21 protein-coding genes are annotated in these 25574 nt (G+C 69.8%); 12 read left to right on the top strand and 9 right to left on the bottom strand.

Annotation, left to right across the window (positions count from 1 at the left end; genetic code table 11):
- The first annotated feature begins 96 nt into the window (after positions 1–96).
- Complete coding sequence (locus ACIBKY_RS02855; RefSeq protein WP_397093892.1) at positions 97–1323, top strand: adenosylhomocysteinase; 1227 nt, start codon at positions 97–99, stop codon at positions 1321–1323.
- Between the two features lie 148 nt (positions 1324–1471).
- On the top strand, positions 1472–2782 hold the full coding sequence (locus ACIBKY_RS02860) for an LVIVD repeat-containing protein (protein WP_397095435.1): 1311 nt from the start codon (positions 1472–1474) through the stop codon (positions 2780–2782).
- Positions 2783–2839: 57 nt separating this feature from the next.
- On the opposite strand, the gene ACIBKY_RS02865 is transcribed toward ACIBKY_RS02860, so the two are convergent.
- Positions 2840–3472 carry a DUF305 domain-containing protein gene (locus ACIBKY_RS02865; RefSeq protein WP_397093893.1) on the bottom strand — a complete coding sequence of 211 codons (633 nt, stop codon included), beginning with the start codon at positions 3470–3472 and terminating at the stop codon, positions 2840–2842.
- A gap of 164 nt (positions 3473–3636) precedes the next feature.
- On the opposite strand from ACIBKY_RS02865, the gene ACIBKY_RS02870 reads away from it, so the two are divergent.
- The 3 genes from ACIBKY_RS02870 to ACIBKY_RS02880 all read left to right on the top strand — a co-directional run bounded on the left by ACIBKY_RS02870 (position 3637) and on the right by ACIBKY_RS02880 (position 8166).
- Positions 3637–5049 carry an LVIVD repeat-containing protein gene (locus ACIBKY_RS02870; protein ID WP_397093895.1) on the top strand — a complete coding sequence of 471 codons (1413 nt, stop codon included), beginning with the start codon at positions 3637–3639 and terminating at the stop codon, positions 5047–5049.
- A 22-nt stretch (positions 5050–5071) separates the two neighbouring features.
- On the top strand, positions 5072–6451 hold the full coding sequence (locus ACIBKY_RS02875) for an LVIVD repeat-containing protein (RefSeq protein WP_397095436.1): 1380 nt from the start codon (positions 5072–5074) through the stop codon (positions 6449–6451).
- A gap of 413 nt (positions 6452–6864) precedes the next feature.
- The gene (locus ACIBKY_RS02880; protein WP_397095438.1) at positions 6865–8166 is read left to right on the top strand and encodes an LVIVD repeat-containing protein; all 1302 of its coding nucleotides are present in this window, start codon (positions 6865–6867) and stop codon (positions 8164–8166) included.
- A 16-nt stretch (positions 8167–8182) separates the two neighbouring features.
- On the opposite strand, the gene ACIBKY_RS02885 is transcribed toward ACIBKY_RS02880, so the two are convergent.
- Entirely contained in the window at positions 8183–9451 is a 1269-nt protein-coding gene (locus ACIBKY_RS02885) for an RDD family protein (RefSeq protein ID WP_397093896.1), read from the bottom strand.
- Positions 9452–9481: 30 nt separating this feature from the next.
- Between ACIBKY_RS02885 and ACIBKY_RS02890 the strand changes: the two genes are divergently transcribed.
- Positions 9482–10474, top strand: a complete 993-nt coding sequence (locus ACIBKY_RS02890) for a stage II sporulation protein M (protein WP_397093897.1) — start codon at positions 9482–9484, stop codon at positions 10472–10474.
- A gap of 7 nt (positions 10475–10481) precedes the next feature.
- On the opposite strand, the gene ACIBKY_RS02895 is transcribed toward ACIBKY_RS02890, so the two are convergent.
- Genes ACIBKY_RS02895 through ACIBKY_RS02915 form a run of 5 tightly spaced genes read right to left on the bottom strand, consistent with a single transcriptional unit; the run spans position 10482 to position 15846 of the window.
- On the bottom strand, positions 10482–11861 hold the full coding sequence (locus ACIBKY_RS02895) for a DUF58 domain-containing protein (protein WP_397093898.1): 1380 nt from the start codon (positions 11859–11861) through the stop codon (positions 10482–10484).
- Complete coding sequence (locus ACIBKY_RS02900) at positions 11861–12847, bottom strand: AAA family ATPase (protein WP_397093899.1); 987 nt, start codon at positions 12845–12847, stop codon at positions 11861–11863. Before ACIBKY_RS02900 ends, ACIBKY_RS02895 begins: the two co-directional genes overlap by 1 nt.
- Entirely contained in the window at positions 12837–13976 is a 1140-nt protein-coding gene (locus ACIBKY_RS02905; protein WP_397093900.1) for a DUF4350 domain-containing protein, read from the bottom strand. Before ACIBKY_RS02905 ends, ACIBKY_RS02900 begins: the two co-directional genes overlap by 11 nt.
- A complete protein-coding gene (locus tag ACIBKY_RS02910) occupies positions 13973–14578 on the bottom strand; it encodes a DUF4129 domain-containing protein (protein ID WP_397093901.1) in 606 nt (201 codons plus the stop codon). Before ACIBKY_RS02910 ends, ACIBKY_RS02905 begins: the two co-directional genes overlap by 4 nt.
- Positions 14575–15846, bottom strand: a complete 1272-nt coding sequence (locus ACIBKY_RS02915; RefSeq protein WP_397093903.1) for a glycerophosphoryl diester phosphodiesterase membrane domain-containing protein — start codon at positions 15844–15846, stop codon at positions 14575–14577. Before ACIBKY_RS02915 ends, ACIBKY_RS02910 begins: the two co-directional genes overlap by 4 nt.
- A 271-nt stretch (positions 15847–16117) precedes the next feature.
- Here ACIBKY_RS02915 and mtrA point away from each other — a divergent pair, with 271 nt between their 5' ends.
- The 6 genes from mtrA (at position 16118) to ACIBKY_RS02945 (ending at position 23375) form a co-directional block, all read left to right on the top strand.
- Positions 16118–16795 carry an MtrAB system response regulator MtrA gene (mtrA, locus tag ACIBKY_RS02920; RefSeq protein ID WP_043620615.1) on the top strand — a complete coding sequence of 226 codons (678 nt, stop codon included), beginning with the start codon at positions 16118–16120 and terminating at the stop codon, positions 16793–16795.
- A 19-nt stretch (positions 16796–16814) separates the two neighbouring features.
- Entirely contained in the window at positions 16815–18554 is a 1740-nt protein-coding gene (gene mtrB, locus ACIBKY_RS02925; protein WP_397093905.1) for an MtrAB system histidine kinase MtrB, read from the top strand.
- Positions 18544–20223: an LpqB family beta-propeller domain-containing protein gene (locus ACIBKY_RS02930; protein WP_397093907.1), complete on the top strand. Its 1680-nt coding sequence runs from the start codon at positions 18544–18546 to the stop codon at positions 20221–20223. Before mtrB ends, ACIBKY_RS02930 begins: the two co-directional genes overlap by 11 nt.
- A 66-nt stretch (positions 20224–20289) precedes the next feature.
- The gene (locus ACIBKY_RS02935; RefSeq protein ID WP_397093908.1) at positions 20290–21006 is read left to right on the top strand and encodes a ComF family protein; all 717 of its coding nucleotides are present in this window, start codon (positions 20290–20292) and stop codon (positions 21004–21006) included.
- 630 nt (positions 21007–21636) lie between these two features.
- A complete protein-coding gene (gene hpf / locus ACIBKY_RS02940) occupies positions 21637–22299 on the top strand; it encodes a ribosome hibernation-promoting factor, HPF/YfiA family (protein ID WP_379609860.1) in 663 nt (220 codons plus the stop codon).
- Between the two features lie 374 nt (positions 22300–22673).
- Complete coding sequence (locus ACIBKY_RS02945; RefSeq protein ID WP_184957729.1) at positions 22674–23375, top strand: response regulator transcription factor; 702 nt, start codon at positions 22674–22676, stop codon at positions 23373–23375.
- A 561-nt stretch (positions 23376–23936) separates the two neighbouring features.
- Here the strand turns inward: ACIBKY_RS02945 and ACIBKY_RS02950 are convergent.
- Positions 23937–25115: a winged helix-turn-helix domain-containing protein gene (locus ACIBKY_RS02950; protein ID WP_397093910.1), complete on the bottom strand. Its 1179-nt coding sequence runs from the start codon at positions 25113–25115 to the stop codon at positions 23937–23939.
- Positions 25116–25330: 215 nt separating this feature from the next.
- Positions 25331–25573, bottom strand: coding sequence for an HGxxPAAW family protein (locus tag ACIBKY_RS02955; protein ID WP_184957727.1), 243 nt, complete (start codon positions 25571–25573; stop codon positions 25331–25333).
- Position 25574 lies beyond the last annotated feature (1 nt).

The following is a 25574-nucleotide window of genomic DNA, read 5'->3' on the forward strand; positions in this document are numbered from 1 at the left end:
GGGTCGCTTCTCACGTCGGACGTGGTGCTCGCCGTTACGGCGCCCCCTTGACCACCTGGGTGGTCTCGGGGGCGCCGCCGTACATAGGAGAAGTCGATGGAGCTGGGGGAGCGGCGGATCAGCTGGGCGGCTCGGGCCATGCCGGTGCTGACCGCCATCGGGGCGCGCTTCGATGATGAGAAGCCGCTTTCCGGGTTGACCATCGCGGCCTGTCTGCATGTGACTGCCGAGACCGCTGTGCTCATGGGGGCTCTGCGGGCCGGAGGCGCGCGGATCGCGTTGGCGGCTTCCAATCCGTTGTCCACGCAGGATGATGTGGCGGAAGCGCTGGCTGGGTATGACATTTCGGTTTATGCGCGTGCCGGGGTGGATCGGGGGACCTACTACCGGCATATTCATCAAGCGTTGAATATTTCGCCGGATCTGGTGCTCGACGATGGGTGTGACCTGGTCAACATCCTGCACACCGAGCGGACCGACCTGCTGGGGCAGGTGAGCGGGGGGTGTGAGGAGACCACGACCGGGATCATTCGGTTGCGGCAGATGTCGGCGGAAGGGGCGCTGCGCTTCCCCGTCGTCGCCGTCAACGACACGCGGACCAAGCGGATGTTCGACAACCGCTACGGGACGGGGCAGTCGACGCTCGACGGGATCATGCGCGCCACCAACACCATGCTGGCCGGCAAGACCGTGGTCGTGGCCGGGTTCGGCTACTGCGGGCGGGGCGTGGCCGAGCGGGCCAAGGGGCTCGGGGCCCGGGTGGTCGTCACCGAGGTGGACCCGGTCAAGGCGCTGGACGCCACGCTCCAGGGCTACGAGGTCATGGGGATGGGGCGGGCGGCCGAGGACGGCGACGTGTTCATCACCGTCACCGGCAACCGCGACGTGATCAGGGGCGAGCATCTCGCGGTGATGAAGGATGGGGCGATTCTGGCCAACGCCGGGCACTTCGACGTGGAGATCGACGTGCGGGCGCTCGACGGGCTCGGCGTGGAGGTGCACCGCGGGGTACGGCCCAGCACCGACGAGTACGTGCTGGCCGACGGGCGCCGCCTGCTGCTGCTGGCCGAGGGGCGGCTGGTCAACCTGACGGCGGCCGAGGGGCATCCGGCGGCAGTCATGGACCTGTCGTTCTCCGCCCAGGCGCTGGCCGTGGCCTGGCTGGCCAAGGAGCGTTCCGGGCTGGCTCCCGGCGTCTACGACGTACCCGGGGAGATCGACGTGGAGGTCGCGCGGCTCAAGCTGGCCGCGACCGGGGTGGAGATCGACACGCTCACCGCCGAGCAGGAGGAGTACCTGCACTCGTGGCGTTACGGCTCCTGAGTGTGTGACAGAAACCGGACAAACACGGGTTTGATCACGAGATAGGCGGATAATTCGGGGCACTTCCATCCGTAGGAGGCCTCCGGTGAGAATCACCGTCTTATCCTCCCGCCTGGCTGCCATAGCAGCTCTGGCTCTGGCCACCGTCATGGCCGGGACGCCCGCGAACGCCGCGGACGACGTCGTCAAGAGCGACAACATCCGCCTGGAAGCGCACCTCGACCTGCCGGCGGGTGCGGCCGTCAACAGCGACCTCGCCTTCCAGGGGGACTACGCCTACGTCGGCAACTTCAACGGGTTCTCCATCTACAACATCAGGAACCCCAAGTCGCCCCAGCTCGTCAGCTCGGTGAGCTGTCCGGGCGGTCAGATGGACGTGACGATCCTGGGTGACCTCCTGGTCACCTCGGTCGACTCCTCCCGCAACAACGACTCCTGCCAGAGCACGCCGCAGAGCGCGACGGTCAAGGAGTCCTGGGAGGGCGTGCGGATCTTCGACGTCAGCGACAAGCGCAACCCCAGGTACGTCAAGTCCGTCGAGACGAACTGCGGCTCCCACACGCACACCCTGGTGCCCGCCAGAGGGCGCGACGCCAGGAAGTTCTTCTACGTCTACGTCTCCTCCTACCTGCCCGCGGCCAACTTCCCCGACTGCCAGCCGCCGCACGACAAGATCTCGGTCGTGAAGGTGCCGTTCGCCGACCCGGCCGCGGCCTCGCTGGTGAGCACTCCGGTCGTCTTCCCCGACGGCGGCAACGAGACCCAGCCCGGCCTGCTGCTGCCCACCAGCGGCTGCCACGACATCACCGTCTACGCCGAGAAGGACCTCGCCGCCGGGGCCTGCATGGGCGATGGCGTGATCTTCGACATCCGGGACCGGGAGCGGCCACGGATCAAGGCCAGGACGACCGACCCGAACTTCGCGTTCTGGCACTCGGCCACGTTCAACAACGACGGCGACAAGGTCGTCTTCACCGACGAGCTCGGCGGCGGCGTCGAGGCCATGTGCACCACCGCGCAGGCCCCGAACCGCGGCGCCGACGCGATCTACGAGCTCCGCGGGCACCGGCTGGTCTTCAAGAGCTACTACAAGATCTCCCGCCCGCAGACCGACCAGGAGAACTGCGTCGCCCACAACGGCTCGCTGCTGCCGGTCAAGGGCCGCGACATCATGGTCCAGGCCTGGTACCAGGGCGGCCTGTCGGTGTGGGACTTCACCGACTCCTCGCGGCCGAAGGAGATCGCCTTCTACGACCGCGGCCCGGTCGACCCGTCGCAGCTCGTCCTGGGCGGCTACTGGTCCACGTACTACTACAACGGCTACATCTACGGCAGTGAGATCGCCCGCGGGTTCGACGTGCTCAAGGTCGACGACCGGCGGACGAACTCGGCCAACCGCGTGAGGCTGTCCCTGCTCAACGCGCAGACCCAGTCGCGCTATCCCGAGCGCGGCTGGTAAAGGCCCTTCTCCGGGGTACGGCCCGCGGCCCGGCGGGCCGTACCCACCGAGACGCTTCTAGAGCTCTGACTGGATCTGCTGCATGCGGCGGATCTCGGCCGCCTGGGTGACGCCGACGTCGTTGGCCAGCTCCTCGACCCTGATGTGCGAGCCGCCCTTGAGCACCTGCTCGGTCATCGTGAGGGCGCCCAGGTGGTGCTTGATCATCAGGTCGAGGAAGAGCTTGTCGAACGCCTTGCCGGTGGCGGCCTTGAGCGCCGCCATCTGCTCCGGCGTGGCCATGCCCGCCATGCCCTGGTGCTGGGCGTGGTGCTCGGGCACCTTCTGGCCCTGTTCCTGGAGCCAGGTGGTCATGTACTGGATCTCGGGGCCCTGGGCGTCCTTGATCCGCGAAGCGAGCCCCTTGACCCTGGCCGCCTCGGCCCGGTTCGGGGCGAGCACCGACATATCCAGCGCTTGGCGGTGATGAATGATCATGTCCTGCATGTACTTGATGTCCGAGGCGTTGGCCGTCGGCGACGGTACGGCCGTGGCGGCCTCGGAGGGCGACAGCGTCTTGGCGCTCTCCCCGGGACGGCCCGGCGCGATGACGGGAGCCGTGGAGTCGGCACGAGGGGGTGTCTGCTTCTCGCCGGTGCAACCGGCGAGGGCGACAACCGCGCCCATGACGACGATGAGCGCGACGCGCAACTGGCCTCCCTGACTACCCCATGTCGTAAAAGCGCACTCTAGACGACGATCGCGCAGGTTGGAAGACGGCAAATTGCTACAAACTTTGACAGCTTGCGTGCTGGTCAAATGACCGGTTTCGTACGAAAATTTCTTCATTTATGCCCCCTTTATAGGAGGACTTAGTGTTATCCCCCCGCAGGGCCCTCATCGTGCTCGGTGCCGCCATCGCCCTGGTCGGAGGTGTGCTGCCCGCTCAGGCGGCCGACATCCCCGCCCCCGGCGAGGTGGTCATGAGCGACAACATGCGGCAGGTCACGAACGTTCCGAAGCCCGCCGCGCTCGCCGACATCAACACCGACATGGCCTTCCAGGACAATTACGCCTACGTCGGCAACTACTACGGCTTCTCCATCTACGACATCCGGCGGCCTTCGCGGACGTCGCTGGTCAGCACCGTGATCTGTCCGGGCGGCCAGATGGACGTCTCCGTCTACGGTGACCTGCTCTTCGCCGCCGTCGACTCCTCCCGCAACAACGACTCCTGCAACAGCACCGGCCAGAGCGCCACGATCAAGGAGTCCTGGGAAGGCGTCCGGATCTTCGACATCAGCGACAAGGCCAACCCCAAGTACATCAAGTCGGTCGAGACGAACTGCGGCTCGCACACCCTGAGCCTCGTGCCCGGCAAGGGCCACGACCGCCGGCGCAACCTCTACGTGTACGTCTCCTCCTACAGTCCGCGGGCCGACTTCCCGGACTGTGGCGTACCGCACGACAAGATCTCCATCATCAAGGTGCCCCTGCGCAACCCGACGGCCGCAGCGGTCGCCGCCACGCCGGTGCTCTTCCCCGACGGCGGCAACCCCGGGGTTCCGCTGCCCTACCCGGACGGCAAGTCGGCCACCAGCGGCTGCCACGACATCACCGTCTACGCCGAGAAGGACATCGCGGCCGGCGCCTGCATGGGCGAAGGCATCCTGATGGACATCTCCGACCGCCTCAACCCCAGGGTCACCGCCACCGTCCGTGACGACGTCAACTTCGCGTTCTGGCACTCGGCGACCTTCAACAACAGGGGCAACAAGGTCGTCTTCACCGACGAGCTCGGCGGCGGCGGCGCGGCCACCTGCAACACCGTCATCGGCCCGAACCGAGGCGCCAACGCCTACTACGACATCCGCAGGGGCCAGCTGAAGTTCAAGAGCTACTTCAAGATCCCGCGCCCGCAGGCGGACACGGAGAACTGCGTCGCCCACAACGGCTCGCTGATCCCGGTCAAGGGCAAGGACATCATGGTCCAGGCCTGGTACCAGGGCGGCATCTCGATCGTCGACTTCACCGACTCGGCCCGCCCGAAGGAGATCGGCTGGTACGAGCGCGGCCCCGACAACACCGCCCCGGCCCTGTCCGGCGGCTTCTGGTCGGCCTACTACTACAACGGCCACATCTACGGCTCCGACTTCAACCTCGGGCTCGACGTGCTGTCGATCGACGACCGGCGTACCGACCAGGCCAAGCGTGTGCGCCTGGACAGCCTCAACCCCCAGACCCAGACCTCTTACCCCGACCGTGGTCACGGTCACGACCACGACTGACCAGGAGGACTCTCCCTTGCTGCTGTCCAAGTCACGGCGCTTCCTCGTCGCGGCCGGTGCCGCCGTCGCCTTAGCGGCGACGGCGGTGCCCGCGGCCGCCAACGACATCCCACCGGTCGACACGGTGGTGACCAGCCCGAACGTCTCGCACGTGCTCAACGTGCCGAAGCCGGCCCCGATCGCCGCCACCATCAACACCGACATCGCCTTCCAGGGCAACTACGCCTACGTCGGCAACTACGGCGGCTTCTCCATCTACGACATCAGCCACCCGAAGCGAACCAAGGTCGTCAGCTCGGTCGTCTGCCCCGGTTCCCAGATGGACGTCTCCGTCTACGGTGACCTGCTCTTCGCCGCCGTCGACTCCTCCCGCAACAACGACTCCTGCAACAGCACCGGCCAGAGCGCCACGATCAAGGAGTCCTGGGAAGGCGTCCGGATCTTCGACATCAGCGACAAGGCCAACCCCAAGTACATCAAGTCGGTCGAGACGAACTGCGGTTCGCACACGCTGACCCTGGTACCGGGTAAGGGTCACGACCGCCGGCGCAACCTTTACGTGTACGTCTCGTCGTACCTGCCCGCGGCGAACTTCCCCGACTGCGCGCCGCCGCACGACAAGATCTCCATCATCAAGGTCCCGCTGCGCGACCCGACGGCCGCCGCGGTCGCCGCCACGCCGGTCGTCTTCCCCGACGGCGGCAACGAGACGCAGCCCGGCCTGCTGGTGCCCACCAGTGGCTGCCACGACATCACCGCGTACGCCGAGAAGGACATCGCGGCCGGCGCCTGCATGGGTGACGGCGTGCTGTTCGACATCCGCGACCGGCTCAACCCGAAGGTGACCGCCAGGACCACCGACCCGAACTTCGCGTTCTGGCACTCGGCGACGTTCACCAACGACGCCAGGAAGGTCGTCTTCACCGACGAGCTCGGCGGCGGCGGCGCGGCCACCTGCAACGAGGCGACCGGCCCGACCCGCGGTGCCAACGCCTACTACGACATCCGCAGGGGCCAGCTGAAGTTCCGCAGCTACTTCAAGATCCCCCGCCACCAGGCGGACAGCGAGAACTGCGTAGCCCACAACGGCTCGCTCATCCCGGTCAAGGGCAAGGACATCATGGTCCAGGCCTGGTACCAGGGCGGCGTCTCGTTCGTGGACTTCACGGACATCTCGCGGCCGCGTGAGTTCGGGTACTTCGAGCGCGGTCCGGCCAGCCAGGGCGGCGGCGGCATCTGGTCGGCGTACTACTACAACGGCTACATCTACGCGGCCGACTTCCACAACGGCCTCGACGTGCTCAAGGTCAACGACCCGCTGGTCCGCGGCGCCGACCGCGTCCGCACCGACCGGCTCAACGTCCAGACCCAGGAGTCCTACCGGGACGGCTGGCACCACTGACGGCCACTTCAAGTCCCGCCCGCTTCAACGCTCGCCCGCTTTAAGGCTCGCCCCCACACGGAAGGTGTGGGGGCGAGCCCCTTTTCACCGTTCCGCCCCGCCACCACACTGGCCTCGCCTCTTCCCGCCCGGCCGGTCGCCGCCGCCCTTCCTCCGCGACGCGGGTCCTGTCTCCTCGCCTCCTCCCGCCCGCACGGCGCGGCTTCTCCCGTGGTGGTTCCTTCCGTCACGGCCCTCCATCCCCTACGGCAGGCCGCCCCACCGCCACCCGCCGTCGTGCGCGGGCGCCGATCGTGGGGGTCGCTTCTCACGTCGGACGGGGCCGGGCGCCGTTACGGTCAAGATTGCTGACATAGTGGGACATCAGGTGATCAGGGGAGGTCTGTGTGGTGTCCAGAGTCGGCAGGGTCCTGATGTCCGCGGTGGCCGGACTGGCGCTCCTGGGCGCCGTGCCCGCCCACGCGGCCGAAAAGCCCAAGACCAGCGCCAACGTCAAGCACGTGGCCAACGTGCCGAAGCAGGCGCCCTTCGCCGCCGAGGACGCCTACAACACCGACCTGGCCTTCCAGGGGCGGTACGCGTACCAGGGCAACTACAACGGCTTCACCGTGTACGACATCGGCGACCCGGCCAAGCCGCGGGTCGTCAGTCGCGTTTCGTGTCCCGGGGCGCAGAACGACGTGTCCGTCACCGGGAAGCTGCTGTTCCTGTCCGTGGACGAGTCGCGTTCCGGTGACGCCTGTTCCAGCGACTACGGTTTGCCGACGGACAAGGGCGCCTGGGAAGGCATCCGGATCTTCGACATCAGTGACAAGGCGCGGCCCAAGTACGTCAAGGCCGTGAGGACCGCCTGCGGCTCCCACACGCACACGCTGGTGCCGGACAAGAAGGGCAAGGCGGTCTACCTCTACGTCTCCTCGTACGGGCCGGGGGACATTCTCGCCGGGTGCAAGCCGCCGCACGACAAGATCTCCATCGTCAAGGTGCCGCTGGACAAGCCCACCGCCGCCAAGGTCGTCGCCACGCCCGTGCTCTTCCCCGAGCAGTCCGGCGGGGCGACCACCTCCGGCTGCCACGACATCACCGTGTACCCGGCCAAGGACCTCGCCGCCGGCGCCTGCATGGGCGACGGGGTGCTGCTCGACATCGCCGACCGCGAGAAGCCCAAGGTCACCGCCCGCGTCACCGACGAGAACTTCGCCTTCTGGCACTCGGCCACGTTCAACAACGCGGGCACCAAGGTGTTCTTCACCGACGAGCTCGGCGGCGGCGCGGCGGGCGTCTGCGACAAGGCCACCGGGCCCGAGCGGGGCGCCGACGCCGTGTACGACATCTCCGGCGGGGAACTGGCCAAGCGGGCGTACTTCAAGATCCCCCGCACCCGGGACAAGCGCCAGAACTGCGTGGCCCACAACGGCTCGCTCATCCCGGTCAAGGGCAAGGACATCATGGTCCAGGCCTGGTACCAGGGCGGCGTCTCGTTCGTCGACTTCACCGACCCCGCCCGGCCGCAGGAGATCGGCTACTTCGAACGGCCGCCGTTCAAGGGCACCGACATCGCCGGCTCCTGGTCGGCGTACTACTACAACGGCCACGTCTACAGCAGCGACATCCAGAAGGGCCTGGACGTGCTGCGCATCGACGACCCGCGCACCGACCCGGCCAAGAAGGTGAAGCTCAAGGTCCTCAACACCCAGACCCAGTACGGCTACTGAACGCTCCGGGCAGGTCTTAGGCAGGCGGCGCGAACCCGCCGGGCGTGACACCGGGCGGCTCCTCCGGCCTGCCGTAGTCGGGCAACGCCGTCGGCCGCCGGTCCACCTCGGGTCCCGACCGAACGGGTCCCGGATGGGCGGGGTGCGGCGTCGGATGCTGAGGGCTCACCTGGCCGGGCTGCCATCCGGTCCCGGGCTGACCGGGCGCCGGCTGGGGCGGCGGAAGCGTGGGGCCCGGGTGCCATCCAGCCGCGGGCTGGGGCTGGACCGCCTGCTGGGCGGGCGCCGGCTGTCCGGGCAGCGCCCAAGGGCCCGGCGAAACCGGGGCGCTGACGGGCCGCGGGTGCGGGGCGCCGGGGGGCTGAGCCCAGGGGGCCGGAGGCGCGGGGATGGGCTGGGGGTGCGGGAAGCCGGCGGGCTGGGGGTGCGGGGAGCCGGCGGGCTGGGGGTGCGGGGAGCCGGTGGGCTGGGGGTGCGGGGAGCCGGTGGGCTGGGGGCTCTGGGGGCCCGGGGGCTGGCTCCAAGGGGCCTGGGGGCGGGTGTGGCGGGCGAGCCGTACCTCCTCGCGGCGGCGGCGCTCGGCCAGGACGGCGCTCAGGTACGCGTGCGGCGGCGCGCCCCCGGGGGCGGCGGGCGAGACGTAGGAGGCGACCTGGTTGGCGATGCGCACACCCATCTCGTGCTGTACGGCGGGCGCGAGGTCGTACCACCGCGACAGGTACTGCCGGGCGGCCGAGGCCACCTCGTCGGGCAACTGGGACAACTCCAGCCTCGCGGCCCATGCGGCCAGCTGCGGCGGCATCACGATCGCCTGGGTGGTGTCGCGCGGCGCCCGTTCCGAGATCACGATCGTCCCTGCGAACACGTCGCCGAGCCGCTTGCCGCGCTGCGAGACCAGCGACGAGATCAGGGCCGGGGCGCCGGAGAACATCCAGAACTCCATCACTCCCGCCAGCCCCCGCATCAACGCCTGCCGGAACCGCTCTGGACTGCCATCGTCACCCACCACCCGCAGGCCGAGCGCCATCTTGCCCAGGCTGCGTCCGCGCGTGGCCGTCTCGAAGAGCACGGGGTAGCCGACGATCACGAGCACGACCATGACGATGTTGGCCGCGGCGAACAACGCGGAGTCGCTGATGCCCGCGAAGTTGATCAGCAGGACGGCGAACCCGATCATCAGAATGCCTTGGACCAGCATGTCGATCACGACCGCGACGGCCCGCGAGGGCATCTGCGCCACGCGTACTTCGACGACGACGGCGTCTCCCGTCACAACCTCGGACATACCGGGAGCCTAGTCGGTGACAATGGTCGGGTGGATATCGACGCGTTCATCGCCGCACACCGTCCCACCTGGGATCGGCTGGAGCATCTGGTCAAGCACCGCGGCAGGCTGACCGGGGCGGAGGTGGACGAGCTCGTCGAGCTCTACCAGCGGGTGTCGACGCACCTGTCCATCGTCCGCTCGGCCTCGACCGACGCGATGCTGACCGGCCGCCTGTCCGCCCTGGTGGCGCGGGCGCGCTCGGCGGTGACGGGGGCGCACGTGCCGGCGTGGCGGGAGTTCGCGCGCTTCTTCACGGTGTCGTTCCCCGTGGTGGCCTACCGGGCGCGGTGGTGGTGGCTGGGAGCGACGGTGGCGTTCGTCGTCGTGGCGTGGGTGATGGGCGCGTGGGTGGCGGGCAACCCCGAGGTGCAGCGCGCGATCGCCACACCCGAGGAGATCACCCAGCTGGTCGAGCACGACTTCGCCGACTACTACTCCGAGAACCCGGCGGCGTCCTTCGCCAGCCGGGTGTGGATCAACAACGCGTGGGTGGCAGCGCTGATGCTCATCGGCGCCATCTTCATGGGCCTGCCCATCCCGTACTTCTTGTTCCAGAACGCCGCCAACGTCGCCGTTTCCGGCGGGCTCATGGCTTCCCGCGGCAAGCTCGACATCTTCTTCGGCCTGATCACCCCGCACGGCCTGCTGGAGCTGACGGCGGTCTTCCTGGCCGCGGCGGTGGGACTGAGACTGGGCTGGACGGTCATCGACCCAGGTCCCAGGAGGCGCGCGGAGGCGCTGGCCGAGCAGGGCAGGGCGGTGATGAGCGTGGCCATGGGCCTGGTCGTGGTGCTGTTCGTGTCGGGCCTGATCGAAGCCTTCGTCACCCCGTCCGGCCTGCCGACCTGGGCCCGCATCGCCATCGGCGTCCTGGCCGAGGCGGCCTTCCTGGCGTACGTGGTCTACTACGGCCGCCGGGCCATGCGGGCCCAGGAGACCGGCGACGTGGAACGAGCTCCCGACCTCGCCCCGACGGCCTGACCCGGGATCAGAGGCGGCCGGCGGCCTTCAGGGCGAGGTAGGCGTCGGCCAGGGCGGGGGCGATGTCCTCAGGGGCGGCGTCCACGACCTCCACCCCGTGACGGCGCAACCTCGCGGTGATCCGGCGGCGTTCGATGCGGGTGTATTCGGCGGCAGCGGCGTCGTACACCTCTTCCGCCGTCGCCTTGCGGCCTGCTATGTCGGCCACCGCCGGATCGGACACTCCGGCCACCAGGACCAGATGGCGCGAGGACAACTGGGGTAGTACCGGCATCAGGCCCTCGTCGAGCGCCGACGCGTTCAGGTCGGTCAGCAGGACCACGAGGCAGCGGCGCTTCGCGCGGGACAGGATGTTGGCCACCATGCCGGGGGAGTCGGCTTCGATGAGTTCCGCCTCGATGGGGGCCATGGAGTTGACGAGAGCGGTGAGCAGTTCGGTGCGGGAGGCGCCGGAGACCCAGGCGCGCACCGCGCGGTCGTAGGCGAGGAAGTCGACGCGGTCGCCGGCGCGGGCGGCCAGGGCGGCCAGCAGCAGCGCGGCGTCCATGGACCAGTCCAGGCGGGGCCAGCCGGGCACGGGGCGGGCCTGGTCCGACGGGGTCAGGGACTCCAGGGGCGCCCTGCCGGTGTCGCCGGTCAGCGGGACGGGGGCCGTGCCCACGCGCCCCGCCGACGTGCGGCCGGTGTCCAGGACGATGAGGACTCTGCGGTCGCGTTCGGGACGCCACGTGCGGACGACCACGTCGTGGCGGCGGGCGCTGGCCCGCCAGTCGATGGAACGCACGTCGTCGCCGACCACGTACTCGCGCAGCGAGTCGAACTCGGTGCCCTGGCCGCGCACCAGCGCGGGATGCTGGCCTTCGAGCTCACGCAGCTTGGCCAGGCGCGAGGGCAGGTGCTTGCGGGACAGGAACGGCGGCAGCACGCGTACCGACCAGGGCGCGCTGTGGGCGCCCTGCCTGGCGGCCAGGCCGAGCGGGCCCACGGAGCGGACCGTCACCGAGGCGGAGGCGCGGTCGCCGCGCCTGGTCGGGGTCAGCGTCACCACCAGGCGGCGGCGTTCGCCCGCCGGGACGTCCAGCTTCAGCTCGCGGGGCGCGGCTCCGGCCGAGGGCGGCCAGGCGTCTCTGAGCACGCCCTGGACCCTGCGGGGGCCGGGGTTCTCCACGGTCAGTTCGACGGTGCCGGTCTGGCCGAGCCGTACCAGATTGTCGCCTGAGCGGTGGAAGCGTAGCGGGCGCACGGAGCCCGCGAGCACGAGATCCACGGTGATCGCGGCGGCCAGCACGAACAGCCAGCCGAGCAGCGCGAACCCCGGCTCGGGCGCGATCAGCACCACCACGATCCCCACCGCCGCGACCAGCGCGGCCCGCCCCGTGAGAGCCATCAGCGCGGGACCGGGACCGAGGCCAGGATGCCGTCGAGCAGGCCGTCGGCGGTCGCGCCCTCCAGCTCGGCCTCCGGCCGCAGCTGGATGCGGTGGCGCAGCGCCGGACGGGCCAGCGCCTTGACGTCGTCGGGGGTGACGTACGGCCGGCCGGACAGCCACGCCCACGCCCGCGCGGCGGCCAGCAGCGCGGTGGCGCCACGCGGCGAGACGCCGAGCTGCAGCGACGGCGAGGTGCGCGTGGCCCGGCCGACGTCGACGATGTAGCCGAGCACCTCGGGCGCCACGTGCACCTTCGCGACGGCCTCGCGGCCCGCGGCGAGGTCCTCGGCGGTGGCGACGGGCTTGATCTCCGACAGGTCGCGCGGGTCGAAGCCGCTCGCGTGGCGCTGGAGCACCGCGATCTCCTGCTCGCGCGGCGGCAGCGGCACGGTCAGCTTCAGCAGAAACCGGTCGAGCTGGGCCTCGGGGAGCTGGTAGGTGCCCTCGTACTCGACGGGGTTCTGGGTGGCGCACACCACGAACGGGTCGGGCAGCATGCGCGCGGTGCCCTCGACGCTGACCTGCCGCTCCTCCATGGCCTCCAGCAGCGCGGCCTGCGTCTTCGGCGGCGTGCGGTTGATCTCGTCGGCGAGCATGAGGTTGGTGAAGACGGGTCCCTCGCGGAACTCGAACTCGGCGGTCTTCGCGTCGTAGATCAGCGAGCCGGTCACGTCGCCTGGCATCAGGTCGGGGGTGAACTGCACCCGCTTGAAGTCCAGGGCCAGCGCCGACGACAGCGTACGCACCATCAGGGTCTTGGCGACGCCCGGTACGCCTTCGAGCAGCACGTGCCCGCGGCACAGCAGTGCGATGACCAGCCCCGTCACCACCGCGTCCTGGCCGACCACGGCCTTGGACACCTCGGCACGCAGCGCGCCCAGCGCTTCCCTGGCCGAATCGCCCCGGGCGGTGGCGGCGACGCGCGTCGTCTCCTCAGTGTTCACGCACGATCCTTTCGATGAATTCCAAGTATCGGGCCAGGGCGACGAGCCCGGCGTCGTCGGCGGGCGGCGGGCCGTACAGGGCGCCGCCGACCTGACGCGCGTCCTGCCCCGTCCGTACGGCCACCGCAGCCACGACCTCGTGCTGACCGGCGCCGGGCGCGAGCCCGACCCGCGGCGTCAGCCGGTCGACGGTCCCGGCTCTGAGCACGGCGGCGGCGCGTTCCCTGGCCCGCCTGGCCCGGTAGAGGCGCCCGCGGCCCTCGACGGTCTCGGCGGCACGCACCACGACGGGCAGCTTCTCGGCCACGACGGGCCCGAGCCTGCGCCCGCGCCAGAAGGCGGTGACGAGCACGGCCAGGCAGGCGGTGAGCACAGCCCACGGCACGGTGTCCGGCACCAGTTCGCCCAGCGACTTGCCGCCCGCCCCGGCCAGACTGCCGGTCGGCGGCTGGTCGGGACGTACCAGCCAGGTGACGGCCGGCTTGGTCCCGAGCAGGTTGAGCGCGAGCGCGGCGTTGCCGTCCTCGGCCAGGTACTGGTTGGTCATGAACGTGCCGTCGCCGAGCACGGTGACCGTGCCGCCCCCGCCGGGCGCCTGGACCAGCGTCGAGCCCTTCTCACCCGGGTAACAGCCGTTGGCGCCCCTGAACAGGTCGCCACCCAGACGGGCGCTGCCCGCGGCCCTGGCGGCCGGCAGGTCGCACTCGGGCTCTCTGGAGCGCACCCGGGCCGACCCGGACGCGGGCGTGACGCCGGGAGCCAGCACGTCGAGCCCGTCCAGTCCGCCGACGATCACCCGGTCGCCCTGGAGCTGCGCGAGCCGGTCGAGTTGCTGCCAGTCGAAGTAGGCGGTGTGGGTGACGAGCAGGAGCCTGCCGCCGCCCTTGGCGATGGCGGCCTCGACCGAGTCGACCCTGTCGACGGTGACGCCGCGCCCGCGCAGCAGTTCGGCCAGCGCCTTCGAGCCTTCCAGCGAGGTGTCGGCGGGGTCGAGGCGGCGTGGCTCGCGCGCGCCGGGCGCGAGGGCCACGCCGATGATCGCGGTCACCGCGACGAGCGCGCCGAGCGCGATCCAGAACCGGCCGGCCCGCCACAGCGAACCCGTGGTGGGCGAGGTGCTCACGCTCATGCCAGCACCGGCTTCGCCGCCTGGAGCCGCTGGTCCAGGGAGGTCATCGCGTCGTAGGCGGCGGGGGTGCCGGGCACGTCGCCGTAGGTGACGTCGTCGAAGGAGCGCGCGGCGGCGGCCAGCTCACCGGCGAACGCGGGCAGCGCGGCTCCGGCCTCCGCGGCCAGTTCGTCGGCGGTGCGGCCGGGCATGCCGTTCACGAGCGCGCGCTCCTCCAGGTCACGGGCGATGGCGCGCAGGCGTTCCTGGACCGCCTCGCTCCAGTGCTGCTCGGCGGCCAGCCGCTCGGCGATGGCGCGGTGCTCGGCGGCGGTCAGCGTGCGATCGTCGAAGACGAGGCCGGTGGCGGGGGCGTTGCGCCGGGACGTCTTGCGCAGCCGCCAGACGACCAGCGCGGCGACGCCGAGGATGATCAGCCCGATGAGGATCGCCGCGATGACGCCGCCCGCGGCGCCGCCGCCCGTCGCGGCGTCCAGCAGGTCGCCGATGAACTGCTGGACCACGCGGGTGATGCGGGCGAGCAGCCCTTCCTTCTCGTACTCGGGCCTGAGCAGCTCTTCCGCGGCGCGGCGCCGCGCCTCGTCCCGGCCTATCGGGGTCACGACCGGGCGGCGTTCGACGGGTGCCAGAGCTCGTCGGCGGAGGAGTGCACCCACCCCTGTCGCTGCTGCTCGATCGCCGCGGTCTGGAGGACCAGGTCGAATGCCTCGCTGCGCATCCTGCGGTCGGCGTAGAGCAGACCGGCGACCGCCGCCTGGAACGGATAGACGATCATCGAGGCCAGCGTGGCGCCGATCGCGATCAGGACGGCGCTGATCGCGATCACGCCGGCGCCGCCGGCGCCCGCCACACCCAGCAGTTGCGCGGCGAAGGAGAAGGGAATGCTCAGGACGCTGCTGACCAGGTACGCCAGGATCCCGGTCAGGAGCAGGATGCCGAGCACGCGCCAGAAGTCGCCGGAGACCAGCCGCCACGAGCGCTTCATGGCCTCGACCGGCCCGCGGCCCTCCAGCACCACGATGGGCGCGGCGAAGGCGAACCTGGTGTTGAAGAACAACGCGTACCCGGCGTACAGCAGGAGCATCAGCAGGCCCAGCCCGATCAGGCCGAACGCGCCTTCCGCCGAGCTGGTGTTCATGCCGAGGACGACGAAGAGCGCCACCAGCGGTACGACAGGTGCCAGCATCACCAGCCCGACCAGCAGCACGACGCCGAACAGCGCGCCGATCCTGCCCTTGACCAGGTGCCACGCCTCGCCGGGCGTGATCTTCCCGCCGAAGACCGAACGGCCGAGGATGCGGGTCAGGATGCCGGTGAGCACGGTGGTCACGACGAAGCCGACGACCGCCGAGACGAGGAGGCCGCCGTACCCGGCGGCGACGGTGCCGAGCATCCCACCGGTGCTGATGCTCTCCGGGTCGCGACTGAGCGAGCTCAGCTGGCCGTTCATCACCGCGGTGGCGATCGCCACGGGCACCGCGGCGAGGGCGGCGGCCAGCGCGGACATGCCGAGAATGGCCTTCGGGTTGGAGCGGATGAACTTGATGGAGCCGTCGAGGATGTCGCCGAGCCCCAGCGGGCGCAGCGGGATGATGCCGGGCCGCAGGTGCTGTGGAGGCGGCATGTGGCCATATCCGGGCGGAGGCGGCAGCTGCTGGTACGGCTGCGCCCCGGGAGGAGGCGGGGGAGGCTGTTGCTGCGCGCCGTGGGGCGGGGGCGGGGGCGGCTGCTCACCGTACGGCTGGCCGTAGGAGACCGGCTGCGGCCCGGATCCGGGCGCGGTCCATGGGGAAGCCGGCGGCGCGCCGTAGGGTGGGGGCTGCTCGGCCGACCATCCTGGTGGCCGCTCGGGCGAAGGACCGTCTGACATATCCCAATCCTGGCATGGTGGGCGACTCATTGGGGTCACGCGGTCGTTTCGCCCGGCTGAACTACCCCTGCATTCCAGGGTGTTTCCGGCCCGGGCAGAACTTCGGGGATAGCCGAAAGTCGGCCGGTTACCGCAGACTGAGAAGGTGGACGCCGCTGCAAGTCTAAAATTCGGCTTTTGATGTGCTGGAGTCACACCCATGAGCTGGGCACGGGTAACCTACAGCAATCATGCGGGTATGTCCCACAATGCGTAGAACGAATGAGGGGCCATGAAAGGTCGCGTGCTGGTCGTCGACGACGACGCCGCTCTCGCCGAGATGCTTGGCATCGTGTTGCGCGGAGAAGGCTTCGAACCATCCTTTGTCTCCGACGGCGACAAGGCCCTCGACGCGTTCCGGGATACACGCCCGGACCTGGTTCTGCTCGACCTGATGCTGCCGGGGGCGGATGGCATCGACGTCGCGCGCAGGATCAGGGCGGAGTCGGGGGTTCCGATCGTGATGCTCACCGCCAAGAGCGACACGATCGACGTCGTACTCGGACTCGAGTCCGGGGCCGACGATTACATCGTCAAGCCGTTCAAGCCGAAGGAACTCGTGGCTCGGGTACGCGCGCGGCTGCGCCGTACCGACGAGCCGACACCCGAGATCCTGCAGATCGGCGACATCACCATCGACGTGGCGGGCCACTCCGTCAAGCGCGGCGAGGAGACCATCAACCTCACGCCGCTGGAGTTCGACCTGCTCGTCGCACTGGCGCGCAAGCCGCGCCAGGTCTTCACCCGCGAGGTCCTGCTCGAGCAGGTCTGGGGCTACCGGCACGCGGCCGACACCCGTCTGGTCAACGTGCACGTCCAGCGGCTCCGGGCCAAGATCGAGAAGGACCCCGAGCACCCGGAGATCGTGGTGACGGTCCGCGGCGTGGGATACAAGGCAGGCCCGGCCTAGCGCCGGACCACCCCGAGCCATGCCCCCGACGACGAAGAAGGCCGGCCGCCGCCGTACGCTCCGCCAGATCCTCGGCGGCGTACGGCGGCGGACCAGGCGTGCGGTGGGCACGGTCAGGCGCGTCTGGCGCCGCTCACTCCAGCTTCAGGTGGTCACCAGCACGCTGGTGATCTCCATGACGGTGGTGGCGGTGCTGGGCGCCTTCCTGTTCCAGGAGATCAACGAAAGCGTCGTCAACGGACGCGCCCGCGCGGCGATGAACGAGGCGCTCAGCGACCGCACCCAGATCCTCGCCGCCCTGGCCCAGAAGCAGCCCGAGGACTCCAAGGCCGGAGAAGCGGGCAAGAAGCAGCCGCCCGACCCGCTCGACCAGGTGCTCAACGCCATCGCCGGCGTCAGTGAGAACGCCCCGCGCCTGCGCTACGACCTGCTCGTCCTCAACCCCCACGAGCCCGGCAGATCCCGCGCGATCGGCAACGTCAACCCCGCCGACATCCCGCTCCAGCTGAGCGAATACCTCGATCGTGACGTCAAGCGCCAGAAGTTCGACCATCCGTACTCCTGGCTGACGACCATCCCGGTCAAGGGCGAGCCCCGTCCCACCCTGGCCACCGGCGTCGTGATCAGCGTCCCCGGCGAGACCGGCGTCCAGAACTACGAGCTCTACCACTTCTTCCCGCTCACGCAGGAAGTCGAGATGCTCACCTCGGTGCGTCAGTTGCTGGTCGTCGTGGGCGTGGGCCTCGTGCTCCTGCTCGCCGCCATCGCCTACCTGGTCGCGCGTCAGGTCGTCACTCCGGTACGGCTGGCCCGCCAGGCCGCCGAGCGCCTGGCCTCGGGAAAGCTCGACGAACGGCTCAAGGTGCGCGGCGAGGACGACCTGGCCCGCCTGGCCACCTCCTTCAACGAGATGGCGGCCAACCTGGCGTTGAAGATCCACCAGCTGGAGGAGCTCTCGCAGGTCCAGCGGCAGTTCGTCTCCGACGTCTCGCACGAGCTGCGCACCCCGCTGACCACCGTGCGCATGGCCGCCGACCTGCTCTACGACGCCCGCGAGGACTTCGACCCGATGGCCTCGCGCTCGGCCGAGCTCATGCAGGCCCAGCTCGAACGCTTCGAGTCGATGCTGGCCGACCTGCTGGAGATCAGCCGCTACGACGCCGGCGCGGCCACGCTCGACCTCGACTCCACCGACGTGCGCGACGTGGTCCTGCGCGCGATCGCCGACTCCGAGGCGCTGGCCGAGCGGCACTCCACCCGCTTCGAGCTGCGGCTGCCCAGCGAGCCCTGCATGGCCGAGATCGACAGCCGCCGGGTCGAGCGGATCCTGCGCAACCTGCTGTTCAACGCCATCGAGCACGGCGAGGGCAAGGAGATCGTGGTGTCGGTCGGGGCCGACCGGGACTCGGTGGCGGTAGCCGTACGGGATCATGGGGTTGGTCTGAAGCCCGGCGAGGACAACATGGTCTTCGACCGCTTCTGGCGGGCCGACCCCTCGCGGGCCAGGACCATCGGCGGCACCGGGCTCGGCCTCGCGATCTCGCGTGAGGACGCCACGCTGCACGGCGGCTGGCTGCAGGCTTGGGGGCAGCCGGGGGACGGCTCGCAGTTCCGCCTGACGCTGCCCAGGGCGGCGGGGCTCGACCTGAAGGGCTCGCCGCTGTCGCTGGTGCCGCCCGAGGTGGAGATGCGCCGCACCTGGCGCGGCCACATGACGCCGGTGCTCACCCCGGCCACGGGGGACCTCCATGACGAGTAGCAGACGGGCCCTGGCCGCGGTGCTCACGCTCGCGTTCGTGCTGTCGTGCGGCTGCGCGGTCATCCCGGTGGGCAGCCCGACCGCGCCGGAGGAGGCGGTGGGCGGCGACCTGACCAAGCCTTTCGTGCGCATGATCGTCTCCCCGCCCAAGAACGACTGGACGCCGCAGAAGGTCGTCGAGGGGATGCTCGCCGCCATGGCCGCCTACCCCGACGACCCCACGACGCTCCTGCAGTACATGACGCAGAAGGCGCGCAACGCCTGGCGTCCCGTGGGGCCGATCACCGTGATCGATCCGCCCACGTTCAAGGAGGGCAACGGGACGGTAGAGCTCACCGCGAACAAGATCGCGCGCCTCGAGGACGACGACCGGTACGTGTCCGACACGGGGAAGCTGACGCAGACCGTGTACCTCAAGAAGGAGGCCGGCGGCTGGCGCGTCGACGGCGGGCTGAAGAACGGCCTGGTGATGCGGGCCGATGACGTCGACCGGGCCTACCGCCCCACGCTGCTCTACTACCTCAACGGCGCGCAGAAGCCGGACGGGCTGCTCGTCTCCGACGCGGTTCATCTGCGGCTCAAGCCGGGCGAGAACCTCGCGGAGACGATCATCGAGCGGCTGCTCAAGGGGCCGAGCAGCGCGCTGCGCGGCGCCGTCGGCACCGCGCTGACCGGCAACGTCGGCGTGGACTCCGTCACGGCCACCGACGACAAGGTGGTCATCAGCCTCAGCGGCGCGCCGGCTCTGGCCGACACCGACGCCTTCAAGGCCCAGCTCCGCGCCAGCCTGGAGAAGGTCACCGCCGCACAGCCCATCGACGTGATGCACAACGGCGAGCCGTACATCCTGGGCATCCAGCCCAACGACGCCCAGACCTGGTATCCGTCCACGAAGAGCCCCTCCTACTACACCACCGGCGGCGCGGTGCACTTCACCAGCACCGAGGGCGCGGGCAACGCGGTCAACGGCCAGGCGGGGAAGCCGAACGGCTACACCGGCCAGGCCCTCTCCAAGGACGGGGACAAGGTCGCGGCGGTGGGCGCCGACGGCATCTACGTCGCCCCCGTCAATCCGAACGGCCGGTGGGAGCGGGTCATGGAAGGCCGGCTCACCTCGCCCTCCTGGCATCGCGACGGATCGCTGTGGGCGTTCGAGAAAGGTTCGGGCGCCGTGCTGCGCCGCGACCAAGGCGGAGCGCCGACGCGGGTGGCGGCGCCGGAACTCGACGGCAAGGACGTCACCGACCTGCGGATCTCACGTGACGGGGTACGCGTGGCCGCCGGGGTGGGCGGCAGGGAAGTACGCGTGGGCGCCATCACCGGCGGCAGCCTCGGGCTGATGCTCGGCAACTTCCAGCAACTGCTGACCGTCCGCCAGGACGAGACGATCAAGGACATCGCCTGGCGCGACGGCGAGCACCTGCTCGTCCTGGTCTCGGGCAAGGCCGGGCAAACGCTCATGGAGATCGACGTCGGCGACGGGGAGACGGCCACGCTGACCTCCGACAAGCGCCTCGACTCGATCGCCGCTCTGGGGCCGCAGATCATGGCGGGGACCCTGGACGAGGCGACCGGCGGCCCCGCGGAGATCCTGGAGTTCAAGGACCAGCAGGGGTGGGTCACCAAGGTCAAGGAGACCTCGCAGGAGCCGATCTTCCCGCTGGGATGAGAACCGTCGGTGACACTCTTCGCGCCGGGATGAGAACTGTCGGTGACGCCCGGCAGGCTGTGCGTCATGTTCACCGCTTTGCTGGACGTGCTGGCGCCGCAGGTCTGCCTGGGATGCGGTCTGGCCCATATGGGGCGGGTGTGCGACGGGTGCCTGGCCGGGTGGGTCCGCACGGTGGCGCCGCGGACGCCGGTTCCGGTGCCCGCCGGGCTGCCCCGGTGCTGGTCGGCGGGTGACTACTCGGGGTCGCTTCGTGAGGCGATCCTGGCCTACAAGGAGCGTGGGCAGACCGGGCTGGCGGTGCCGCTGGGGGAGGCGCTGGCGTACACGGCCCTCACGGCGCTGGCGGCGCGGGGCGGGGCTCCCGGGGCTCCCGGGGGTGTCGGGGGTGCCGGGGGTGCCGGGGGTGTCGTGGTGGTGCCTGTGCCGAGTGCGCGGCGGGCCGTACGGGGGCGTGGGCACGATCCGGTGCGGCGGCTGGGCGCCCTGGCCGCCTCGCGGATGCGGGCGGCGGGCGTGCGGGCCGTGCTGGTTCCGGCGCTGGCGCAGGCGCGGCGGGTGGCTGACCAGGCGGGCCTGAGCGCCACGGAGCGGGCCGCCAACCTCCGGTCGTCTCTCAGGGTCACCGGTCGGCTGCGAGGCGCTCCAGGGGCCTCTGCGGTCCTTGTGGACGACATCGTGACCACCGGCGCCACGCTGGCGGAGGCCGCGCGGGCGTTGCGGTCGGCGGGGATCGAGGTGGTGGCGGCCGTGACGATCGCCGCGACACGCCGAAGATCTTGAAACGCTTTACCATCACGCTCGGTGAGAACGGGTGTCAGTGGTCTGTCTCACCTTGGGGCCACATCTACGTTGCCTGGTCGGCGCGCTGTGGCAGCTCACCCCTCTAGAGAGGCGCGTCCATAAGGGATACGGCCCCACCAAAAGGGGCATCGCACGCCTCATGTAAGACGAGAGAAAATCACGGAAAGTGATCCTTTGACCGATCCTCCGGCTGACATTCCCTCCCGATGCAGATAGCGTTCTGACATGGCACCCGTTCGGGTCCGTGGTTGCGCAGAGCCGGGGCTCCCGGCTCTGCTAGCCGATGCCAGCCGCAGGCGAAACGGTCCACGTAAAGCGACTCTTTGTCGACTGATCACGGTGCGGCTTAGGGGTAAGTCCTGCCTTCCCGAGGGTCCAGATGTCCCTCGTCAGGAGAGAAGGGCAGTAGTGGCAGCAGAGCTGCGAAACCCTCAGCAGGCGAATGTGGGGTCGAAGACCAGGTCGGCCGGGCGGGTGCCATACACCGAGTTCCCGGTAACGAATCGTCGGAAGAGGGTAACGGTGAGAGAAAGGCAGACAGAAGACCCCGCCCGGCAGGCACGTCGTCGGGTGCTCTTTCTCAGTCGTTAGACGAAGGGGGGCTGTTGCATGGACATCATCGTCAAGGGCCGGCACACAGGAGTGAGCGACCGGTTCCGCGACTTGGTGACGACCAAGCTGGCCAGGATCGAGCGTCTGGACAACAAGCTCATTCGAGTCGATGTGGAGGTGTCGAAGGAGCGCAATCCGCGCATCACCGACCAGCGTGAGCGCGTCGAGCTGACCATTCACTCCCGAGGCCCGGCGATCCGCGCCGAGGCGTCGGCCGACGACCGATTCGCCGCCCTCGACATCGCACTCGACAAACTGGAAGGCCGCCTCAGGAGACTGGCCGACCGCCGTAAGGTCCACCACGGCAACCACGCCATCCCCTCGGTGGCAGAGCTGACCGCGACCCTCGGCGACGTCGCCGAATCGGCGCCGCGGAAGGCCAAGGTGGTCCCCGAACAGGCAGAACCCGAAGTGGACGACCTGCCTGACGACAAGCAGTACGACGACATCGTCCCCATCGAAATGGACGGCGACGGTCCGCTCATCGTCCGGGAGAAGAATCACAAAGCGGAACCCATGACCATCGACCAGGCCCTCCTCGAGATGGAGCTGGTCGGCCACGACTTCTACCTGTTCCGTGACAAGGAGAGTGGTCAGCCGAGCGTCGTGTACAACCGGCGCGGCTACAACTACGGCGTGTTGAGGCTCGTAGAGCCCTGATCGCCGGATCAGAAGATCTTCTCGACCACCCTAGGACCGCGGCACCCGTGCCATCATTGGCGGTTCAACGGCTCTGGCCCCCCACGAGGAGGAGACGTGAGCGAGCGAAGCGTTCGCGGTTGCGAACTCCAAGCCCTCCGGCGAGGAGTTCCCATCGGCGAGCCCACGCGAAGCGACGACAACACCGTCGCGCGGCCGATCAGGGAGGCCGTGTGATCGAGCGGATCAACGACAGCGGCGCCGTGCGTGACATCCCGCGCGGCGCCCGTCACGGGCAGATCAGGCCGCACGCGGCGGTCGCGGAGCCGAAGGAGGCTCCGTGACCATGCGGGGCAGGCGAGGGTACTCGGCCGACGACCGGCTGAGGAGGCTCCGTGACTGACAGCGGCGAGACCCCCACGCCGGAGAGAGACGAGCCGATCCGCGTGCTGATCGTGGACGATCACGAGCTGATCAGGCGCAGTCTCGCGCTGGCACTGGCCGCTGAGGCCGACATCGAGGTGGTCGGAGAGGCGAGCGACGGTCAGGAGGCGGTCGAGATGGCCGACCGCCTCATGCCCGACGTGGCGCTCATGGACGTGCGGATGCCGCGCCAGGACGGCATCGAGGCCACGAAGGGCATCAAGGCCTCGGTCCCCAGCACGCGCATCATCATGCTGACCGTGAGCGACGAGGAAGAAGACCTCTTCGAGGCCATCAAGGCCGGAGCCACCGGCTACCTCCTGAAAGACGTCCAGATCAACGACGTCCCCGACGCCGTGCGCGGGGTGCACGAAGGCCAGTCCCTCATCAACCCCGCCATGGCCGCCAAGCTCATCACCGAGTTCGCCAACATGAGCCGCAAGGAGGCCGAACGGCCGCCCCAGCTCCCCGTCCCCCGCCTGACCGAGCGCGAGATGGAAGTGCTGCGCCTGGTGGCCAAGGGCATGAACAACCGGGAGATCGCCAAGCAGCTTTTCATCTCGGAGAACACGGTGAAGAACCACGTCCGCAACATCCTGGACAAGCTGCAACTGCACTCGCGGATGGAGGCCGTGGTCTACGCGGTGCGTGAGCGCATGCTGGAAATCACCTGACGATCCAACCCGCTTAGCCGGCAAACCAAGGGGATCGCTCCCAACCCGGGAAGCGATCCCCACCCACCTTCAACCCGTCCCCACACCGGCCAACCTGCCCTTCACTGGCTAACCGTCCCTACCGGCCAACCGGTCTCTCGCCGGCCAACCAGTCCTCAGGCCGGCCGACCTGTCCTTCACCGGCAACAGTCCCCATACCGACCGGCCTGTCCTTCACCGGGCAACCTGTCTCTCGCCCGGTGAACCCGTCCCCATACCGGCTGCCATACACCCACCCCGGGCTTGGCCTCCTGGCGGACGCGTGTCGGGCCCGGTGGCACGCTGTGGCAAGAGCCTGGCCACCCTTCCGGCCTCCCCAGACGCCGCAGATGTCATCCGTGGAGCTCGCTCATCAGGGGCGGGTTCGGGTTCCCGTCTGCGGACCAGGAGGCCGGGGTCCACGTCTGTCGCCGGTGTGGCGAGCCGTCATCCGGGCGTGCCGTACCCGGACCTGGCAACCACGGCCAGCCCGGACCGGGTGACCACGGGCAGCTCTGGTCGGGTATGCCGGTGGTTGGAGTGTCAGGCGGGGGTGGCTTGGAGGTGGGTGGTCAGGGAGGGGTCGGCGCGCTCTACCCGGACGGTGTCGCAGCCGACCCACGAAGCCGCCTCCCACAGCGCCTCCCGGACCGAGTCGCCCCACTTCGACACCGACAGGCCGGGTTCGAGGCTGATCTGGCGGGCCACGAACGTCGTGCCCTCGCGGCCCGGGTCCACGCGGCCGATGAGTCTGCCACCGGCCAGGATCGGCATGGTGAAGTAGCCGTGGACGCGCTTGTGCTTGGGGACGTAGAGCTCCAGCGTGTAGTCGAAGCCGAACACGCGTGACGTGCGCCCCCGGTGCCAGATGAGCGAGTCGAACGGGGAGATCGGCGTGGCCCGGTGGCGGCCGCGCGGGGCGGACTCCAGGGCCACCGGGTCGGCCCAGGCCTTGGCGGGCCTGCCCTTCTGGCCCCAGCCTGACACCTCTACCGGGACCAGGCCGGCCGCGCCGTTGGCCAGGGATTCCTCCAGGATCGAGCGGTGGTGGTTGCGTACGCGCAGGAAGTCGACGAGGTCGGTGGTGGTGGCCACACCGAGGGAACGGCCGGCCACGCCCGCCAGCCGTACGATGCACTCCTCGTCGGTGAGGTCCTGGCCGAGCAGGTCGGCGGGGACGGAGCGTTCGGCCAGGTCGTAGACGCGGCGCCAGCCCACGCGGCGGGTGCAGACGAGCTCGCCGATGTCGAGCAGCCACTCCAGGCCGATCTTGGAATCGGACCAGTCCCACCAGGTGCCGCCGTTCTTGGCGCCGCCGACGTCGGAGGTGGTGATGGGGCCGCTCTGCCGTACCTGATCGAGGAGCTTTTCCACGCCGTCGGGGACCTGGTGCCAGCGGAAGCGGCGCTCGCGGTACGCCCGGCGGCGGAAGGAGTAGAGGGGCCAGTGCTCGATGGGCAGGATGCAGGCGGCGTGGCACCAGTACTCGAAGCTCTGGGCGGGGGCGTGCCAGTAGGCGCGCTCGACCTTCTGCCTGCCGACCGCGCCCAGGCGGGCGTAGGCCACGAGTTCGTGGGAGCGGGCCAGCACCGAGACGGTGTCGAGCTGCACGGCGCCGAGTCTGCGGAGTACGGCGTGGGGGCCGCCCTTGCGGCCGTCGGAGCCCAGCAGGCCCTGGGCGCGCAGGATGATCCGGCGGGCGTCGTCGGCGGTCAGAAGCATGCCGGAAATGCTAACCGGGGGCACCGACAGAACAGGCACCCGACAGAACCAGCACTGACCAGAACGGGCACCCGACAGAACGGGCACCCGACACAGGACGGGCACCCGACACAGGACGGGCGCGCGACACAGGACGGGGCACTGACAGTACGGGGGGACTCCGACAGAACGGCGGGCACCGGCACGATCGCCGAGCGCCCGCCGTCGTGGAGGTCCTAGCGGTGGTGCTCCGCTCGCATGCCGACCCGCGGCGCGTCGATCACGACGTCGGACATGATGTCGAACACGAGAGCGAGGATGGCGCCCACGACGACGAGGCCGATGCCGATCCAGATCATCAGCCAGCTCTCGACGGGCATGCCGACTCCGGCGACGATGAAGCCCGCGAGGGCGACCGTCACCGCGAGCCACGACGACGCGCGGCCGGCGTGATTGCCTAGGTTTTGTCCGCCTGACATG

It is taken from the genome of Nonomuraea sp. NPDC050394 (assembly GCF_044459065.1).
GTDB lineage: Bacteria > Actinomycetota > Actinomycetes > Streptosporangiales > Streptosporangiaceae > Nonomuraea.